Below are 17802 nucleotides of genomic sequence, written 5' to 3'. Positions count from 1 at the left end.
GCGGGATGCTTTTGCGTCCAACCTGAGGTGGTACCACGGTAAATTTATCGTCCTCTACATATTTCGATATGTAGGGGACTTTTTTATTTTTCAGAGTGAGGTGAAAGGCATGATGACAAAAGAGGAATTTATGAAGCAAAAAGAACAAAGAAACACATTTTTAGTAATTGCTGAAGAAGAAGGAGATAGCATTACGCCAATTTCTTTATATAGACGTATGAAGGGAAAGAAAAAGTTTTTATTAGAAAGTTCGCAGCTTCATCAAGATAAAGGGCGCTATTCTTACTTAGGGTGTAATCTTTATGGAGAAGTGAAAAGCGTTGGTATAGAAGTAGAGCGAATGATGTATGGGAAAAAAGAAAAGCTGCAAGGTAACGTACTGCAAATGCTAGAAGAGGTAATCGCACCAGCGCAAGTAGACAGTCCATTTCCGTTTTGCGGGGGAGCAGTTGGATATATTGGCTATGACGTCATTCGGCAGTATGAAAACATTGGAGCAGATTTACACGATCCATTAAATATTCCAGAAGTACACCTTTTACTATATCGTGAGTTTACCGTTTACGATCATTTACGCCAAAAGTTGTCATTTGTATATGTATGCAGGGAAGACGATTCAGCTTCTTATGAAGAAGTATACGAAAGATTGCAAGTATACAAAGAGGAAGTGCTAAAGGGAGAAGAAGCGGAAGTAAATGAAATACAATCAATATTATCATTCACTTCTTCAATAACTGAAAAAGAATTTTGTGAAATGGTAGAAACAGCGAAAGAATACATTCGGGCCGGAGATATTTTCCAAGTTGTATTATCCCAGCGTTTGCAAAGTGAATGTAAAGGAGATCCATTTGCATTATACCGGAAACTTCGAATTGCAAATCCATCACCATATATGTTCTATATCGATTTTCAAGATTATGTTGTACTTGGCTCTTCGCCGGAAAGTTTGTTATCAGTAAGAGAGGATAAAGTGATGACAAACCCAATTGCTGGTACGAGGCCGAGAGGGAAAACGAAGCAGGAAGATGAGGAAATCGAAAAAGAACTGTTAGGAAATGAGAAAGAGCGAGCAGAGCATATGATGCTTGTGGATCTAGGACGAAATGATATTGGCAGAGTAAGTGAAATTGGCTCTGTGACGATAGATAAATATATGAAAGTAGAAAAATACTCTCACGTTATGCACATTGCATCTGAAGTTTACGGAACATTGCGAAAACAAATGAGTGGATTTGATGCATTAGCGTATTGTTTACCAGCTGGTACAGTATCAGGTGCTCCGAAAATAAGGGCGATGGAAATTATTAATACGTTAGAGCATGAAAAAAGAAATGTATATGCCGGAGCGGTTGGATATATTTCATTCTCAGGAAACCTTGATATGGCGCTAGCAATTCGAACGATGGTTGTGAAAGATGAGAAAGCGTACGTTCAGGCAGGAGCGGGTATCGTCTACGATTCAGACCCGGTTGCTGAATATGAAGAAACATTAAATAAAGCGAGAGCGCTTTTGGAGGTTATGAAATGATTGTACTGATTGATAACTATGATTCCTTCACATATAACTTGTATCAACTATTAGGCGAGTACGAAGAAAACATCGTCGTCGTAAGAAATGATCAAATAACAATTGAACAATTAGAGGAGATGAAGCCGAAAGGAATTGTGCTCTCACCAGGACCTGGGAAACCAGAAGATGCTGGAATTTGTATCGATGTTATTCGTCACTTTTATAAGAACGTTCCCATCTTAGGAATTTGCCTTGGCCATCAAGCAATCATATCCGCATTTGGAGGAGAAATTGTTAGAGCAGAGCGCATTAAACACGGAAAAACATCGCGTGTGAAACATAACGGAACGTCAATCTTTTCGTACGTAACGCAGCCGCTAACAGCGATGCGTTACCATTCACTCGTCGCAGTGCAAAATAGTTTGCCGCAGTGTTTTGACATACTAGCGACAGCGATGGATGACGGAGAAATCATGGCAGTTCGTCACAACTATTATCCGCTCTTCGGATTACAGTTTCACCCAGAATCAATTGCAACAGAAGAAGGCGGAAAGTTAATACGTGCCTTTTTAGCAGAAGTGAAAGAGGAGGAGAGAGTATGAACAGTTATCTTCGAAAATTAGTAGAGGGACAACATTTAACAGAAGAAGAAATGTATGAAGCGGGACTTCTTTTATTAAGTGACAACATATTGGAAAGTGAAGTTGCAGCTTTCTTAGTATTGCTGAAAGCGAAAGGCGAAACAGCAGAAGAAATATACGGTCTCGTTCGTGCTCTTCGCGAAAAGGCATTACCGTTTTCAAATCATATAAAAGGCGCGATGGACAATTGCGGAACGGGTGGTGACGGTGCGCAAACATTCAATATTAGTACAACATCGGCATTTGTACTTGCCGGAGCTGGTGTAAAGGTTGCGAAACATGGAAACCGCGCTGTTTCTAGTAAAACAGGAAGTGCTGATTTATTAGAAGAACTCGGTGTAAACATAAGCTGTACGCCGGGTGAGATTGACTATTTATTAGAGAATGTAGGTATTGCCTTCTTATTCGCACCAGCGATGCATCCAGCATTAAGACGCATTATGAAAATAAGAAAAGAATTAAACGTTCCGACGATCTTTAACTTAATTGGACCGTTGACGAATCCGGTTAATTTAGAAACACAATTTGTCGGTATTTATAAACGAGATATGTTATTGCCAGTAGCGGAAGTGTTGCAGAAACTTGGCAGAAAACAAGCGCTCGTCGTAAACGGAAGTGGCTTTTTAGATGAAGCATCATTACAGGGAGAAAATCATGTCGTCGTTTTAAAAGATAATGAAATAGTAGAAATGAGTATTGATCCAGAAAAGTATGGTTTTTCAAGAGTGAAAAATGAAGAAATTAGAGGTGGGAATTCAAAAGAAAATGCAAAGATTACGCTCGGAGTATTAAGCGGAGAAAAGAGTGTCTATCGCGATACTGTTTTATTAAATGCAGGTCTAGCCCTTTTCGCAAATGGAAGAGCAGAAACGATTGAAGAAGGAATTACACTAGCGGCACATAGCATTGACTCTGGAAAAGCATTAGCCAAACTAAACTTATTAATTGCAGCAAGCCATGAAAAATTAGAAAGGGTGAATTAAAATGGGGACGATTTTAGACAAAATTGTAGAGCAAAAGAAAGTAGAAGTTGCGGAGTTATATGAAACATATTCACCAGTGAAAGAAAAAAGGAAAACACACTCACTTGTAAAAGCGTTAGAGCAGTTTACTGTAATAGCAGAGGTAAAGCGAGCGTCTCCATCAAAAGGCGATATTAATTTACACGTTGATGTGCCAAAACAAGTGAAAACATATGAAGAATGCGGTGCTGGAGCAGTTTCGGTTTTAACAGACGGTCAATTTTTTAAAGGGTCGTTTCACGACTTACAAACGGCAAGAGCAGAAAGTAACATTCCGCTTTTATGTAAAGATTTTATAATCGATAAAATCCAAATTGATAGAGCGTATGAAGCAGGAGCAGATCTTATTTTATTAATTGTTGCAGCATTGTCAAAAGAGAAATTAAACGAGCTTTATAACTACGTGCTAGAAAAAGGATTAGAAGCGATTGTTGAAGTTCATGATGAACAGGAATTAGAAATTGCAATCCGATTAAATCCGCACGTTATCGGTATTAACAACCGTAATTTAAAAACATTTGAAGTAGATTTAAGCCAAACTGAAAAGCTCGGAAAACGACTGAATGAGGAAAACCTACTTTGGATTAGTGAAAGTGGCATTCATTCAAAAGAAGATATTATTCGCGTCAAACGAGCTGGTGCAAAAGGTGTATTAGTTGGAGAAGCACTTATGACATCATCTTCTATAAGTAACTTTTTCGAAGACTGTAAGGTGAACATATGAAAGTGAAAATTTGCGGCATCACTGATGTTGAAACAGCAAAACATGCTTGCGAATACGGAGCAGATGCAATTGGATTTGTTTTTGCAGAAAGTAAGCGAAAAATCACCCCAGGGCTAGCGAAAGAAATTATTGGGGAAATTCCAGTCCACGTTTTCAAGGTAGGTGTTTTCGTAAATGAATCAGTAGAAGTGATCCAGAAAATTGCAGAGGAGTGCGGGTTAACCCATGTGCAACTACATGGGGATGAAGACAATCATCAAATCAGAAGATTGAATATTCCGTCTATAAAAGCGGTAGGAGTAGCTTTAGAGAAAGATATTGAATGTGCGAAAAAATACGATACAGATTATCTGTTATTTGATAGCCCGAAAGAAAAGTTCCACGGAGGAAACGGAAAGACATTCTCATGGGAGTTACTCGCACATATGCCAAACGAGTTGCGAGAGAAAACGATATTAGCTGGCGGATTAAACATCCTTAATATAGAAGAAGCAATTCGAACCGTTCAGCCATATATGATCGATGTGAGCAGCGGAGTAGAGACAGAAGGAAAGAAAGATATAGAGAAAATAAAACAATTTATTATAAAAGCGAAGGAGTGTTCCAAATGAATTATGCATATCCAGATGAAAAAGGTCATTACGGTATATACGGAGGACGATACGTTCCAGAAACGTTAATGCAATCTGTATTAGAACTAGAAGAAGCATATAAAGAAGCGATGCAAGATGAAGCGTTTCAAAAGGAATTAGATCATTATTTACAAACGTATGTTGGAAGAGAAACACCGCTTTATTTCGCTGAAAATATGACAAAGTATTGCGGCGGAGCAAAAATCTATTTGAAACGTGAAGATTTGAACCATACGGGAGCTCATAAAATTAACAATACAATCGGTCAGGCACTTCTTGCGGTAAGAATGGGTAAGAAGAAAGTTGTCGCTGAAACAGGAGCAGGACAACACGGAGTTGCAACAGCTACTGTATGTGCACTTTTCGGTTTAGAATGCGTCATCTTCATGGGAGAAGAAGATGTGAGACGACAAAAATTAAACGTGTTTCGAATGGAATTACTCGGAGCAAAAGTAGAAAGCGTTGCGGCAGGTAGCGGCACGTTGAAAGATGCGGTAAACGAGGCGCTTCGTTACTGGGTTTCACATGTACACGATACGCACTACATTATGGGATCAGTTCTCGGGCCACATCCATTCCCGCAAATTGTTCGTGATTTCCAAAGTGTAATTGGGAAAGAAACGAAAAAGCAATACGAAGCGTTAGAAGGGAAATTACCAGAAGCAGTCGTTGCTTGTATTGGCGGTGGTAGTAATGCAATGGGAATGTTTTATCCGTTCGTACACGATGAAGAAGTTGCTCTTTACGGTGTTGAAGCAGCTGGAAAAGGTGTTCACACAGAAAAGCACGCAGCCACTTTAACGAAAGGAAGTGTCGGTGTTTTACACGGATCGATGATGTACCTTCTGCAAAATGAAGAAGGGCAAATTCAAGAAGCGCACTCTATTTCGGCAGGGCTGGATTACCCAGGTGTTGGGCCAGAACATAGCTTGCTAAAAGATATTGGCCGCGTTTCTTATCATTCCATTACAGATGAAGAAGCGTTAGAAGCATTTCAATTATTAACGAAAAAAGAAGGGATTATCCCGGCATTAGAAAGTTCACATGCTGTTGCATACGCTTTAAAACTAGCGCCGCAAATGAAGAAAGACGAAGGACTTGTCATTTGTTTATCCGGCCGCGGTGATAAAGATGTAGAGAGTATAAAACGTTATATGGAAGAGGTGTAAAAAATGGGAGTAGAAAAAATTATAGCAGCGTTTGAAAATGGCAAGAAAGCATTTATTCCGTATGTAATGGGCGGAGATGGTGGACTTGAAAAGTTAAAAGAAAGAATTCGTTTTCTTGATGAAGCAGGAGCAAGCATCGTTGAAATCGGTATTCCGTTCTCAGATCCAGTCGCAGACGGTCCAACTATTCAAAGGGCAGGAAAAAGAGCATTAGATAGCGGTGTAACATTGAAAGGTATTTTTCAAGCATTAATAGAGGTGAGGCAAGAAGTTCAAATTCCATTTGTACTTATGACATATTTAAATCCAGTACTCGCATTCGGAAAGGAACGTTTCATTGAGAGCTGTCTTGAAGCAGGGGTGGACGGTATTATCGTTCCAGACTTACCGTATGAAGAACAAGACATTATTGCACCGCTCCTTCGCGTGGCGAATATCGCTTTAATTCCACTCGTTACCGTAACGAGCCCTATTGAACGAATTGAAAAAATTACGAGTGAATCACAAGGATTCGTCTACGCCGTTACAGTAGCGGGCGTAACGGGAGTACGTCAAAACTTTAAAGATGAGATTCATAGTTACTTAGAAAAAGTAAAAGCACACGTCCACTTACCAGTAGTCGCAGGATTCGGTATTTCAACACGAGAGCAAATTGAAGAAATGATTACAATATGTGATGGAGTAGTCGTTGGAAGTAAAGTCATTGAGCTGTTAGAAAATGAAAAGCGAGAAGAAATTTGTGAGTTAATACATGCAGTAAAAGAAACAGAAGAGGCTTAAGTCTCTTCTGTTTCTTTTGTGTAATAAATGTTAAAATATACAGAAAATACTTATAAATTAAAGGGTGAGAAGGCATGCTAAGACGTAAACTATTATATCTTCTTTTAACTGTACCATTATACGCTTGGATCATTAGCATGACGAAAATAGAGTTGATGGCTCTATTTCTAGGGTATTTATTCATCTTTTCCAACTTAAACAGGATTCAAGAGCAATCTATTTTCGAAGTATGTATATTTTCGGTTAGTATAGAACTATTTAGTATCGTCTCGATTGTATTATTAAGTGAATTATTCCAATGGATCCATTCATTTGAATTAATAAAACTTGGGAATATTGTATTGCAAGTAATATGTGCTTATATTGTGTTTGTTGTACTAGAAAAAATGATTGGACAGCAGACGGTTTTTCAGGATAAAAGAAAATGGGAGTGATTCAAAAAGGAGCCAAAAGGCTCCTTTTTTGAATCTGTTGTAAAAACAATTGAAAAATATTACATCTGTTATATAATAGTTAAAAATTGTATTTTTAATGAAAAGAGATGATAGCATGGCCATATTGTTGGCACTTATCCCGATTATGATGATTTTCATTTGTTTGTTTTTGTTTAAACAAACGTCATTAAGAGCCTCATTAATCTCTTATGCCGTTTCTGTCGGAATCGTTTTACTCTCGCCAACGTTTCAATTAGGGATAAGTGAAACTGTACACGCAACAATTAAAGGGTGGTTAATTTGTTTTATTGTCGGATACGTTTTATTTTTCGGTATTTTTTTATTTCACCTCATGAACAAAATGGGATACATCGATCAAGTAGCACGATTTCTAGAACAAGTCACGCGCGATCGATTATTGCAAATGCTTCTTATGTGTTTTGGTATTTGTCCACTTATTGAATCAGTGAGTGGATTCGGAATTGGTTTTATGGTCGCAGCACCTATTTTTCTTTCGCTCGGTTATAAACCGTTTCAAGCTGTGCTACTATCGTTTATCGGTTTACTTGCAAGTTCATGGGGCGCGATGGCAACGGGTACGATTATCGGTTCTCAGCTTATTAACATGCCGCTCACAACTCTTGGTACAAATACAGCATTATTAAGTATCCCGATTTTCGCATATTTTATCTTCCTTTCTTTATACGTTGTCGGTGGCTGGCAGGCAGTTATAGAAAAGTGGAAGGAAGGAGTAGGATTCTTTCTATTATTTTCTCTCGGAATCTATCTTTCTAACGCATACGTAAGTGTTGAACTAGCAGGTATATTAAGTTCTATCGTTACAATTACATTTGGCTTTCTTATCATTAAATTAAAAGGGAAAAGTGAGCAAAACTTTATAACAGAACATGCTGCGGCTGTAGAGAGAGAAGTATCTATTATAAAAATTATTAGCCCTTATATATTCTTAACAGTTTGTATTTTACTTTCTCGCCTCGTTCCAGTATTACATGATTTTCTTAGGTCATATGCAGTTCTCGATTTAAAATCATATTCTTACAAACTAGAGCTACTATATTCACCAGGATTTTGGCTCGCTATGACTTGTTTATTTACAATTATTTTCTTCCGCGTTCCATCTAATGTTATTAAACAATCACTCTCGCAAACGATAAAACAATGGATTCCTTTCGCTATTACAACGACGATGTTCATTGCAATTTCAGAACTAATGGGCGCATCTGGTATGCATTCATTACTCGCAAAAACAGCTGGTGAAACATTTGGGACATTTTTCGTTTTCGTTGCACCATTCATCGGCGGTATCGGCGGTTTTTTAACAGGTAGTAACGCAGGATCAAATGCGATGTTTATTAAACTCCAAATGCAAACAGCGCAAAACGTAGCACTCCCGTGGCAATATGTCACAACACTCCAAAACACAGCATCATCAGTAGCGACAATCGCTTGTCCATCACGAATTACACTAGGCGCGTATTTATGTAATATCCCTTATCGTGAAAATGAACTATTAAAGAAAACGACTTTAATGATTTTTGGTGCGGTGTTGCTTGTAGTGGTGGAGGTTATTGTTTGGTATATGTTGAGAAAATAAGAAATCCTCCTGGGAAAGGAGGATTTTCTTTTTATATGGATAATGCCTAAAGTATGAAAAGCTTCTACTAAATGAATAGGAGATGAAAGAGATGCCCTTAAAAAACTACGGTGTATTAAAAGGTACAGTTGTACAATCTAAGATTGGAAAAGGGAAAACACCTCATTATCAAGTTCATTTACAAGGCGAAGCAGAAGTAGATTATCGCATTGCAATTAACGTGAAATCGCAAAGCTATCCGTCGGAAGTTTTATATTTTGCGAGTAACAATATTCGATCAGAGGCGATTCATATTTTACCGACATTACCGTTCGGTTTTACGGAAGTGAAAAACAATGAGCCGAAAGTTGCTTTAGATTATGTAAGAGGTAATTTATTTGATTCGAAGCAAATGATACCTTTACCTGCTGAAAAATCGGGATCTGATAATGATTTAAATGAGAAAATAGAACATTATATAAAAAGAGCAATAGATGAGAAAGCAATTATTTATGCGTTTGGTGAAAGGTGGGGACCAGAAGAAAAGGTTCCGGATTCGTATTTTCATTTTACACCTGGAAACGGTATACACGATATTCATATGAATCAAGGGAATGTAGAGAAATGGCAAGGTGATGATGGCAAATGGCAAGACGGTGGGATATTGATTCACTTTGAGAAGAAGGAAGAGTGGATTGGTATTTTTCTTGCCTTTCAGTCACAGTCATGGTGTACGGATGAAGAAGGGCATGCTCGTGTTCCGGTTGAGCATTGTGATTATAAGAGAAATGATTGATGAGAAGAGGGCGTTCACAACGAACGCCCTCTTCTTATTTTATAAAACGCAAAACTCACAAGTGTAGAAATACAAGAGAAAAGAAGCGCCACACTAGAAAATGCAATGAGATACATATTATATTTCATAACTTTGCCGATTAGTTGGTTACTATCGTACTGAAACAGTCCCGCTATTATATTGAATAAAAATAATACGATAAACATGACGATGACGCCGTCTATGGATCCTTTAATGTCTGGTTTACTTAAAGCGATATGTGCGGAAATACAAATAGCGATAAATAAAAATAACCAAAAAGAAGGGGTCAATAAATTGTTCATTGTAAACAAGCTTTTTAATAAAAAGAATGTTGATAAAAACATGTTTTGGATCATGTCTAAGTTAATAGAAGTCGATGCGATTGTTGTTTCGAGAGTTGTATTAAATAAAGAATATGACTCTGGTACGAAATAGCGCATTAAAAGTATTAAGGCAGTAATACCAGAAATAATAGGACCGATGCCGATAAAGAAATTACCGATTCGTTGGTATATACTTTTTTGATTGTATTGATGTTGTACGTAACCTAAAGCTCCCTGACTTGTATCTGTTGGGAAAAACTGCGTTGCTACAATTTTATGACGAAATAATAGACACATAATTGCATGCCCAAGTTCATGAACGGGAACACCAATCCATGCGGTTAAAAGAAAACCTTTCCTACCAAAAGCTCTCGACCAATACGTTCGTGTGAGAGATTCTAAATAACCTAATATAAATCCAATTACAATGATGACACCAATTAAAGAAAATAATTGGATCACACTTGTAAGGAGTGTTTGAAAAATCGAGTTTACAAATTCCAATGTCTTCATCCAATCTGTTTAAAGTTTCACTTTATTTGCTCTGTTTCATAATAACATTATTTTTCTATATTACTAGCACACATAGTTTCGTTTAAAAGAAGGATTTCATATTCTTTTTCTTGTAGTCATGTTTTATGTACAAAGTCATATATTGAATTTGTAACACCCTATAAGGTATATGCTTAAGGAGGGATGAGAGAATGAAATGTCCGGCATGTAATACTGAAAATGCAGCGGAAGCAAGGTTTTGCGGAAATTGTGGACATTCGTTAACGGAAGAAGTGGTAGCGAGTGGTGGGCAGGAAGAAGGGCAGCTATCGCGCCCGGCACGAGTAAAGGAAACTCGTCCGAATGAAACGGTAGAGCAAGTGAAACAATTTGCAAGTGGCTATTTTCAGTTCTTTAAAAATGCTTTTAAATCACCATCGGCCATTATGGAAAGTGGAAATATTGAAGTGCGAAATGGAATTGTAAGTCTTGTGCTTATTTGCTTTTTAGGAGCATGTATTTTTTATAGAATGATGAGCGCAGCGGCGACTGTTACGAGGACATTAGTGCCAGATATAGCTACTCCTACTTTCTTTGGAGAATCTGTAATGGTCTTTTTCTTTTTATTAATTTTAACTTTATTTGTCGGATTTATTATTTTTGTAAGTGGTAAGATGATGAAATCATCTTTTTCTTTTCTTGAAGCATTCGGTATATGGGGGACGATAGCGACGCCAGCTATTGCTATACTAGTTCTTTCTTTTCTATTTAGTTTCCTATTGATCTTTTTTTTACCAATCTTATTAGGGCTGGCTACAACGTATATGGGAATTAGTATAATTGTAGCTATATTAAAACTAGACAACGGCGGAGTAGATCCTGTTTACACACTTATTATCGCAAATGTTTTAATCGGAATTGCAACGTTTATCGTGTTTTGGTCTTACATTAAAACGATAATCCAAACCTTTATCGGGGGATTAACAGGCTTCTAACGAAAAGGTGGTTGAATGGATGAATGTATGTACAAAATGCGGAGCTCAGTATGAAGATGGAGTGCAATTTTGCCAAAAATGCGGGATGAAGAGGGAAAGTCTTGTAGTAAAGAAGAAAATGAGCGGCGGTACAAAAGTTGGCATTACACTCTTAACATTACTTGTTATAGTAATTGTTGGATTGTATTTGTATGGATCATCGTATTATAAGCAGACGGCACAAGTAGACCGAATGATTACTATTTTACAAGAGAGGGACGGGGAGAAATTAGCTGAGATCGTCACGACAGATGATCCAGCCGTTATTGTAACGAGAGAGAGTTTAACGCCTCTATTTTCATATATAAAAGAAAATCCATCTTACAGCCCTTTCCGAACGAGAAAGCCCATTGCCTTTAGGCATGGGATGAAAGTGAGGTTGGATACGGAGTACCACTAAAAATCGCAAGGTTCGTGGTACTTTAAGTATCCAAAGTATAGGTAGTTTCTTCGAGTCTTTTTGTTGTAATTTTTCGAAAGTAAATGATACATTGTAACTAGAATCAATGATGATAGCAGTACGTTTCAAAGTGTTTGAGAGGAAAATCTCCTCACCTCATGTAGTTGTAAAGTTTATGGACACGTTCTCATTTTGTTTCTATTGCTAGAAATGTATCAAATGCACGATGTTGAAAATCAAAAAACAAGGGGATGAAACGCATGTCACAGACCCTAACAGTGAAAGTGAAATTGATTCCAACAAAAGAGCAAATCCGTTTATTAGAACAAAGTAGTCATGAATATATCAAAGTTATAAATACACTTGTATCGGAAATGGTTAAAGCAAAGAAAAGTACGAAAAAAAGCACAAAAGATATTGAAGCAAATATCCCAAGTGCGGTGAAGAATCAAGCAATCAAAGACGCGAAAAGTTTGTTTGCTACAAAAGTAAAGAAAAGCAATTATAAAATCATTCCGATTTTAAAGAGGCCTGTTTGTATATGGAACAATCAAAATTATTCGTTTGACGCCACTCATATTTCAATCCCGTTTAAGGTAAATGGAAAGGCCACTCGTTTAAAGTTCCGAGCTTTATTAATCGATAAAAACAATCGCAATTTGGATTTGCTAAAACATAAGTTAGGTACACTTCGCATCACAAAGAAATCGAATAAGTGGATGGCCCAAATATCTGTCATGGTTCCTACAAATGAAAGAGCAGGGACGAAAATTTTAGGAGTAGACCTAGGCCTCAAAGTCCCTGCGGTAGCGATTACAGATGATGACAAGGTTCGTTTCTTTGGAAATGGTAGGCAAAACAAATATAGGAAGCGTAAGTTTCGTAGTGTGCGTAAGAAGTTAGGAAAAGACAAAAAAGTGAATGCGATTCGGCGATTGGATGATAAAGAACAAAGATGGATGCAAGATAAAGATCATAAAATAAGTCGTGAAATCATTAATTTTGCGATTGCAAATCATATTTCTGTCATTCGATTAGAACAATTAACGAATATAAGACAGACGGCAAGAACAAGCCGTAAAAACGAAAAAAACCTACACACTTGGTCATTCTATCGTTTGTCAAAATTTATTGAATATAAAGCGATATTAGCTGATATTCAGGTTGAATATGTGAATCCGGCTTATACAAGTCAAAGCTGTCCAAAATGTGCTGAAAAGAATAAGGCGCAAGACAGAAAATACAAGTGTCCATGTGGATTTGAGACACATCGTGATATCGTTGGGGCGATGAATATTCGCTATGCAACTGTGATTGATGGTAACAGTCAATCAGCCTAAGCACCTATATGGTCTGGTTTAGGAGGGGCAATGAGATGCCCTCATCTTGAAGGCTGTTCAAAACAGAAATGGACTGCGAACGCTTAGTCATTCAAGAATCCCACCCGTAATTCCATAAGGATTCGGGCTTGCGACTTTAGTCGTGGGAGTCTCAAGTGAATGAATTGAAAGAATATTTGAGGCAAGGTGAAAAACGAGGGGACGGAATCGAAAGAACAGATTTTTCGTTAACGAAAGACGGGAAGTATTTCTTTTTATTTGATCGGTATAAATTGAAAGCGAAGACGTATTATACGACGTTGCTTTCAAACGAAAGATATGCAAGCGTATTTTTCAAAACAGTCTTGGTATAGAGAAAATCCGTATTTTACAGGAAAGCTAACAGATATTGAAACTTATAATGTTGAACTGATCAAATCAAGAGAATAGAGTGCATGATAAAGGTACAGTGCATAACTGTACCCTTTTATGGTTATTTAGCTGGACCAGGATCCCTTGAGAAAAAGATATGAAAGAGGAATGTGACTTTGCTTGCTCCTCCTGATGTACTTGCTTGCACATCAGATAATGCACTAGATGTTAAAACACCTTCAGAACGAGGGGGTACGACTATTTTGAGAGTATCATCTTTTTCTGATGATGCAGTAACTGTTATTGTATCATCAGATAAGTTCAAAATTTTAACAGTACCGATTGGTAAGATGGACTTGCCAGCGTGTGATGCTGAAGCAAAGCGAGAGCCTTTCCAAATCGTTTGTGCGAAAGTCTCATCATTAGATAACCAAGCACGAGCGCTGTATAATGTTGCGTTAATAGAAAATTCTTGATCAAGTGGCATGGCGGCTTTCGGTTCTTGCGGTTCCTCTGGAGTTTGAGCGAGAAGGCCGGCGCACATGTATATTTCACCTACTTTCGATAGTTGCTGTTATAGCATATTAAACATCTTGTTTATAAGACACGACGGATACCTATTAAGGCATAGTTTTGTGCACCAAACTTGTAGATTAAATTCTTTTTCTTTACAATTTAAGTAGGTGTTATTTCTATAAAATATGGAAATCGTAAAGAGTATGTAAAAAAGAAGGAGTGGTAAAGTGAACTATGTCATTATTGGCGGAGATGCCGCTGGTATGAGTGCAGCAATGCAAATTGTTAGAAACGATGAAACGGCAAATGTTGTAACGTTAGAAAAAGGTGAAATCTATTCATACGCTCAGTGCGGATTACCGTATGTGATTAGTGGTGTTATTGCTTCTACTGAAAAGTTAATTGCACGCGATGTAAAGACGTTTCGTGATAAATATGGAATTGATGCGAAAGTACGTCATGAAGTAACGAAAGTAGATAAGGAAAAGAAAATGGTGTACGCAGAGCATACGGAGACGAAAGATGTTTTTGAATTTCCGTATGACCGTTTATTAATTGCGACTGGAGTGCGTCCTGTTATGCCAGAATGGGAAGGGCGAGATTTGCAAGGCGTTCATCTTTTAAAAACAATTCCGGATGCTGAGCGCATATTAAAAACGCTAGAAACGAATAAAGTTGAGGCTGTAACTATTATTGGCGGCGGTGCAATTGGTCTAGAGATGGCAGAAACATTTGTAGAACTAGGAAAGAAAGTAAGAATGATTGAGCGAAACAATCATATTGGCACAATTTATGATGCCGATATGGCGGAATATATACATAAAGAAGCAGATAAACATAATATTGAAATTTTAACAAATGAAAATGTAAAAGCGTTTAAAGGAAAAGAGAGAGTGGAACAAATTGAAACAGATAAAGGTACGTATAAAACAGATCTCGTTTTAGTATCTGTCGGTGTACAGTCAAATACTGATTTTCTTGAGGGGACAAATATACGTAAAAACCATAAAGGTGCAATTGAAGTAAATGCTTATATGCAAACGAATGTGAAAGACGTATACGCTGCTGGTGATTGTGCAACGCATTACCATGTTATAAAGGAAATGCATGATCATATCCCGCTTGGAACGACTGCGAATAAACAAGGGCGACTTGCCGGACTCAATATGGTTGATAAACGAAGGGCATTTAAAGGTACGTTAGGTACGGGCATTATTAAATTTATGAATCTGACGCTCGCAAGAACAGGCTTAAATGAAAAAGAAGCGAAAGGGCTAAACATCCCGTATAAGACGGTCAAAGTAGATTCAACAAATATGGCAGGCTATTACCCGAGTGCTTCGCCACTTCACTTGAAATTACTATATCACGCCGATACGAAACAATTGTTAGGCGGACAAGTAATTGGAGAAGAGGGCGTAGATAAACGTATTGATGTTATCGCAATGGCACTTTTCAATAAAATGAGTATTCACGATTTAGAAGATGTCGACTTAAGTTACGCACCACCATATAACAGCGTTTGGGATCCAATTCAACAAGCAGCAAGGAGAGCGGAATAGCACTTTTTAAGTGCTATTTTTTTGTTAAAGGGGAATAAATAAAGTTTCACTTTATTTTGAATATACCGTTCACCCTTGAAAACATAGTACGTATCGCTTATATTGTCATATAGTATTTATTTTTTAACAAAGCAATGAACGAACCAGGGGGCACAGTATGGCAATTAACATGAATACAATCGAAGAATGGATTGCTGAATCAAATGCAAGAAACGAAGAAGACTTAGGAAACGTTGTTGAAGAGATGAAAGAAGTATGTGTCGGACTTGATAACGCGACATTAATTTATACGAAAAACGTATTTTGTTTCGGTAAGAAAGTAGAAGTATTCTTCTTCTTCCAAGATCACGTCGTTATCGGAGAAGAGAAGGAAGAGTATATTGAGATTGAAAAATTAAAGTATGATGACATTACAAATAGCAACTTAAAAACAAATGACAAAAATACAACGTTAGAACTAAAGTTTTCTAACGGGAAAGCTATTAATTTAGATAGTCTAAATGATAACTACGGTACGAAAAACTGGTTATTTGCAAGACAAATTAAGAGTATTTTTAAAGTAATCTAGTAAAAAAGGCAGGCCTTGAAAGGTCTGCTTTTTTACTTATTTCCTATTAAATAAAGGCACCCTCTTTCTTCATAACATTTCACGCTTGTAAATCCCGTCTCATAAAAAAGGTTTACTAATTCTTCGGTCGTCTTAAATTTATCCATATGATATTGGATTTTGAAAGTTTCAGCGACTAGTAAAAAGGATCCATTCGGTTTTAAGACGCGAAATACTTCTTTCATATCATTTTTTATATAAGAATATGTATTTATTTCGCTTTTAATAATTTAACTCCTTTAAAAAAAGCACGCCATTAATCGGCGTGCTTCTAATTATGCAAGGACCCTTTTAGCCAATTTCGCGCTCGATACGCCCCAACCGGAATTTGAATGAGTGAAGTTTCATTTCCGGCATCAATCCCGTACAATTGATCGCATGAATTTGTATCAAAACTTAGTAACGGGTGCCCGCCCATCCCCATAGCGGTCGCAGCTAAAACGAGTTTATGAACGAGCATGCCAGCTTCCATTTGATGAATGCGATATCCTCTATAACCTAATTTATTTTTATAGTAATCTTTATTTCCGACTACATGTAGACAAAGTGGTACTTGAAAAAGGTTTACGTTATCCATCGTCATACTGGATTGCAGAGAATAACGAAGATCTCCGTACCGAATTGGCTGTATGGAATGTGTCCTACTGTTATAAGCGTAAGCGCCGTTTTCTATGTCTTTTACGTTATAAAAACATCCATATAGTGAGACTCGTGCGTTTTCATTTACATACTTGCCATCAAGGTCGTTGTAATAAGGGAAGGAGAGGCTCGCTGCTTGTAGTAGAGTAGCAAGCTCGGCTGCATCCCATTTCGTTAAAATGAAGTCAGAATCAGGTGAATATCGTTTTTTACAAAGTTGTAAGAAATCATATGATAAACGTTCCACTTTAGGTAGCTGTACAGCATGTGGACTATATTGTTGTCGTTCTTCACAGGTAAATGTTTGGAAGTGTTCTGTCGATTCAATCATAGATGCCGCGGTTATTTTTTTTATCATCGGATAGTCATCTACATGTTTTGAACGAACGAAATGCTCATGTGTTAACGGCGGGATTTGTTGCAACAAGTCATGAGAAGTAATAGTTTTATTTTCGTGATGATCATCATGAAACCAATCTGTATTCGGTTCTGTACTTAAAGGAATAACAGCATACACACTTTCTTCACCTTCTGACAGTCCAAGTAAATGATCCATTGCCCGATCTAGAAACTGAAAATATACACCATTTGTATAACCAAATTGTTTTGCGCATTCAAGTAATTGACCGATGAGAACACCGCTATCTAATCCTTGAAGACGATACGAAAAGTTATTGTATTTAAAGAAGTTTTTCCAAAACATAGTGGATACAAATGCAGCACCAAAACAAGAATGTATGTTACAACGATTGCCGAGTGCTTCTGTAAGATAAGAATCGAAATTTCCTTCGCGAAGTAAGATAAGACGGTGATGCGCGGCGTCGTAATGGTAAATGCCGTCTGGATAATGATCAATTTTTAAATACATATATAATTCATTCGGATATAAAGCACCCCCAGAAGGGATGAATCTTCGAAATAGAGTCGTTGTTTTATTATTTTCTAGGTTAGTAGTAGGCTGACATAATTGTGTTAAACCAAATGAGTACCAAAGATAATGACCGATTTCCTCTAAGTTAGGTTTAGTAGAAGAATTCCGCAAAGTTAATGGGATTTCTAAAGAGAGAGGGATTACTGGTAAATTTCGATATAATTTATAAGGAAGTGGTGCGTCTTCCCAGTCAATCTCTTTATCGGACGACATAATTTCATTAATAGAAAAATGGAGATGATGTAAAAAAGTATCAGGTTGCATCAAAATTCCCCCTCACTATG

18 protein-coding genes, 3 pseudogenes and 1 other annotated feature (1 of these 22 running past the window's edge) are annotated in these 17802 nt (G+C 37.3%); of the genes and pseudogenes, 17 read left to right on the top strand and 4 right to left on the bottom strand.

The annotated features are described in order from the left end of the window. Positions 1 to 58 (top strand) — a binding site (T-box leader) (it extends 187 nt beyond the left edge of the window). 51 nt (positions 59 to 109) lie between these two features. From trpE to B5P42_RS03015, 10 genes are all read left to right on the top strand, one after another. Then, positions 110 to 1528 (top strand): anthranilate synthase component I, encoded by a 1419-nt coding sequence (trpE, locus tag B5P42_RS03060; protein ID WP_113733629.1) that lies wholly within the window; start codon positions 110 to 112, stop codon positions 1526 to 1528. After that, positions 1525 to 2112, top strand: coding sequence for an anthranilate synthase component II (locus B5P42_RS03055; RefSeq protein WP_113733628.1), 588 nt, complete (start codon positions 1525 to 1527; stop codon positions 2110 to 2112). The genes trpE and B5P42_RS03055 overlap by 4 nt, the downstream gene beginning before the upstream one ends. Then, positions 2109 to 3134, top strand: a complete 1026-nt coding sequence (gene trpD, locus B5P42_RS03050) for an anthranilate phosphoribosyltransferase (protein WP_044437821.1) — start codon at positions 2109 to 2111, stop codon at positions 3132 to 3134. The genes B5P42_RS03055 and trpD overlap by 4 nt, the downstream gene beginning before the upstream one ends. A 1-nt stretch (position 3135) precedes the next feature. Then, positions 3136 to 3897, top strand: a complete 762-nt coding sequence (trpC, locus tag B5P42_RS03045) for an indole-3-glycerol phosphate synthase TrpC (protein ID WP_002011417.1) — start codon at positions 3136 to 3138, stop codon at positions 3895 to 3897. Next, positions 3894 to 4508, top strand: a complete 615-nt coding sequence (locus tag B5P42_RS03040) for a phosphoribosylanthranilate isomerase (RefSeq protein ID WP_113733627.1) — start codon at positions 3894 to 3896, stop codon at positions 4506 to 4508. The genes trpC and B5P42_RS03040 overlap by 4 nt, the downstream gene beginning before the upstream one ends. Next, positions 4505 to 5698, top strand: coding sequence for a tryptophan synthase subunit beta (gene trpB, locus B5P42_RS03035; RefSeq protein ID WP_002086917.1), 1194 nt, complete (start codon positions 4505 to 4507; stop codon positions 5696 to 5698). Before B5P42_RS03040 ends, trpB begins: the two co-directional genes overlap by 4 nt. Before the next feature lie 3 nt (positions 5699 to 5701). After that, positions 5702 to 6478 (top strand): tryptophan synthase subunit alpha, encoded by a 777-nt coding sequence (gene trpA, locus B5P42_RS03030; protein WP_016094533.1) that lies wholly within the window; start codon positions 5702 to 5704, stop codon positions 6476 to 6478. 74 nt (positions 6479 to 6552) lie between these two features. Continuing rightward, on the top strand, positions 6553 to 6912 hold the full coding sequence (locus tag B5P42_RS03025; RefSeq protein ID WP_113733626.1) for a DUF4029 domain-containing protein: 360 nt from the start codon (positions 6553 to 6555) through the stop codon (positions 6910 to 6912). A gap of 115 nt (positions 6913 to 7027) precedes the next feature. Continuing rightward, positions 7028 to 8527 carry an L-lactate permease gene (locus B5P42_RS03020; protein ID WP_113733625.1) on the top strand — a complete coding sequence of 500 codons (1500 nt, stop codon included), beginning with the start codon at positions 7028 to 7030 and terminating at the stop codon, positions 8525 to 8527. A gap of 91 nt (positions 8528 to 8618) precedes the next feature. Beyond that, positions 8619 to 9302, top strand: a complete 684-nt coding sequence (locus B5P42_RS03015) for a DUF2278 family protein (protein ID WP_113733624.1) — start codon at positions 8619 to 8621, stop codon at positions 9300 to 9302. Positions 9303 to 9316: 14 nt separating this feature from the next. Here B5P42_RS03015 and B5P42_RS03010 read toward each other — a convergent pair whose 3' ends face one another. Next, entirely contained in the window at positions 9317 to 10150 is an 834-nt protein-coding gene (locus tag B5P42_RS03010) for a hypothetical protein (RefSeq protein WP_113733623.1), read from the bottom strand. A 200-nt stretch (positions 10151 to 10350) separates the two neighbouring features. On the opposite strand from B5P42_RS03010, the gene B5P42_RS03005 reads away from it, so the two are divergent. The 5 genes and pseudogenes from B5P42_RS03005 (at position 10351) to B5P42_RS32485 (ending at position 13341) form a co-directional block, all read left to right on the top strand. After that, positions 10351 to 11133 (top strand): zinc ribbon domain-containing protein, encoded by a 783-nt coding sequence (locus tag B5P42_RS03005; protein ID WP_002086912.1) that lies wholly within the window; start codon positions 10351 to 10353, stop codon positions 11131 to 11133. A 19-nt stretch (positions 11134 to 11152) separates the two neighbouring features. Next, positions 11153 to 11497 (top strand): annotated as a pseudogene (locus tag B5P42_RS03000) (TcaA second domain-containing protein); the annotation flags it as partial. A gap of 335 nt (positions 11498 to 11832) precedes the next feature. Then, complete coding sequence (locus tag B5P42_RS02995) at positions 11833 to 12912, top strand: RNA-guided endonuclease TnpB family protein (RefSeq protein WP_113733622.1); 1080 nt, start codon at positions 11833 to 11835, stop codon at positions 12910 to 12912. 149 nt (positions 12913 to 13061) lie between these two features. After that, positions 13062 to 13241, top strand: a pseudogene (locus B5P42_RS32490) (zinc ribbon domain-containing protein); the annotation flags it as partial. Further along, positions 13231 to 13341, top strand: a complete 111-nt coding sequence (locus B5P42_RS32485; protein ID WP_080118795.1) for a YARHG domain-containing protein — start codon at positions 13231 to 13233, stop codon at positions 13339 to 13341. The pseudogene B5P42_RS32490 and the gene B5P42_RS32485, both read left to right, overlap by 11 nt. A gap of 43 nt (positions 13342 to 13384) precedes the next feature. Here the strand turns inward: B5P42_RS32485 and B5P42_RS02980 are convergent, their stop codons facing one another. Then, positions 13385 to 13807 carry a hypothetical protein gene (locus tag B5P42_RS02980; RefSeq protein ID WP_044437833.1) on the bottom strand — a complete coding sequence of 141 codons (423 nt, stop codon included), beginning with the start codon at positions 13805 to 13807 and terminating at the stop codon, positions 13385 to 13387. Positions 13808 to 14006: 199 nt separating this feature from the next. Between B5P42_RS02980 and B5P42_RS02975 the strand changes: the two genes are divergently transcribed. Then, positions 14007 to 15341, top strand: coding sequence for an FAD-dependent oxidoreductase (locus B5P42_RS02975; protein WP_113733621.1), 1335 nt, complete (start codon positions 14007 to 14009; stop codon positions 15339 to 15341). A 157-nt stretch (positions 15342 to 15498) separates the two neighbouring features. Next, complete coding sequence (locus tag B5P42_RS02970) at positions 15499 to 15909, top strand: DUF3908 family protein (protein ID WP_002030461.1); 411 nt, start codon at positions 15499 to 15501, stop codon at positions 15907 to 15909. A 32-nt stretch (positions 15910 to 15941) separates the two neighbouring features. Here B5P42_RS02970 and B5P42_RS02965 read toward each other — a convergent pair. Together B5P42_RS02965 and B5P42_RS02960 are read right to left on the bottom strand one after the other, a co-directional pair. Then, positions 15942 to 16145, bottom strand: a pseudogene (locus B5P42_RS02965) (SAM-dependent methyltransferase); the annotation flags it as partial. 74 nt (positions 16146 to 16219) lie between these two features. Further along, a complete protein-coding gene (locus B5P42_RS02960) occupies positions 16220 to 17782 on the bottom strand; it encodes a SagB family peptide dehydrogenase (protein WP_113733620.1) in 1563 nt (520 codons plus the stop codon). Between the last annotated feature and the right edge of the window lie 20 nt (positions 17783 to 17802).

Source organism: Bacillus sp. SRB_331, from assembly GCF_003264175.1.
Classification (GTDB): Bacteria; Bacillota; Bacilli; order Bacillales; family Bacillaceae_G; genus Bacillus_A; species Bacillus_A mycoides.
This window is presented reverse-complemented; position numbering and strand designations above follow the sequence as displayed.

Bases quoted from the DNA above. Each gene is read 5' to 3' on its own strand.
- trpE (WP_113733629.1), top strand. From the start codon at position 110: ATGATGACAAAAGAGGAATTTATGAAGCAAAAAGAACAAAGAAACACA.
- B5P42_RS03055 (WP_113733628.1), top strand. From the start codon at position 1,525: ATGATTGTACTGATTGATAACTATGATTCCTTCACATATAACTTGTAT.
- trpD (WP_044437821.1), top strand. From the start codon at position 2,109: ATGAACAGTTATCTTCGAAAATTAGTAGAGGGACAACATTTAACAGAA.
- trpC (WP_002011417.1), top strand. From the start codon at position 3,136: ATGGGGACGATTTTAGACAAAATTGTAGAGCAAAAGAAAGTAGAAGTT.
- B5P42_RS03040 (WP_113733627.1), top strand. From the start codon at position 3,894: ATGAAAGTGAAAATTTGCGGCATCACTGATGTTGAAACAGCAAAACAT.
- trpB (WP_002086917.1), top strand. From the start codon at position 4,505: ATGAATTATGCATATCCAGATGAAAAAGGTCATTACGGTATATACGGA.
- trpA (WP_016094533.1), top strand. From the start codon at position 5,702: ATGGGAGTAGAAAAAATTATAGCAGCGTTTGAAAATGGCAAGAAAGCA.
- B5P42_RS03025 (WP_113733626.1), top strand. From the start codon at position 6,553: ATGCTAAGACGTAAACTATTATATCTTCTTTTAACTGTACCATTATAC.
- B5P42_RS03020 (WP_113733625.1), top strand. From the start codon at position 7,028: ATGGCCATATTGTTGGCACTTATCCCGATTATGATGATTTTCATTTGT.
- B5P42_RS03015 (WP_113733624.1), top strand. From the start codon at position 8,619: ATGCCCTTAAAAAACTACGGTGTATTAAAAGGTACAGTTGTACAATCT.
- B5P42_RS03005 (WP_002086912.1), top strand. From the start codon at position 10,351: ATGAAATGTCCGGCATGTAATACTGAAAATGCAGCGGAAGCAAGGTTT.
- B5P42_RS02995 (WP_113733622.1), top strand. From the start codon at position 11,833: ATGTCACAGACCCTAACAGTGAAAGTGAAATTGATTCCAACAAAAGAG.
- B5P42_RS32485 (WP_080118795.1), top strand. From the start codon at position 13,231: ATGCAAGCGTATTTTTCAAAACAGTCTTGGTATAGAGAAAATCCGTAT.
- B5P42_RS02980 (WP_044437833.1), bottom strand. From the start codon at position 13,807: ATGTGCGCCGGCCTTCTCGCTCAAACTCCAGAGGAACCGCAAGAACCG.
- B5P42_RS02970 (WP_002030461.1), top strand. From the start codon at position 15,499: ATGGCAATTAACATGAATACAATCGAAGAATGGATTGCTGAATCAAAT.
- B5P42_RS02960 (WP_113733620.1), bottom strand. From the start codon at position 17,782: ATGCAACCTGATACTTTTTTACATCATCTCCATTTTTCTATTAATGAA.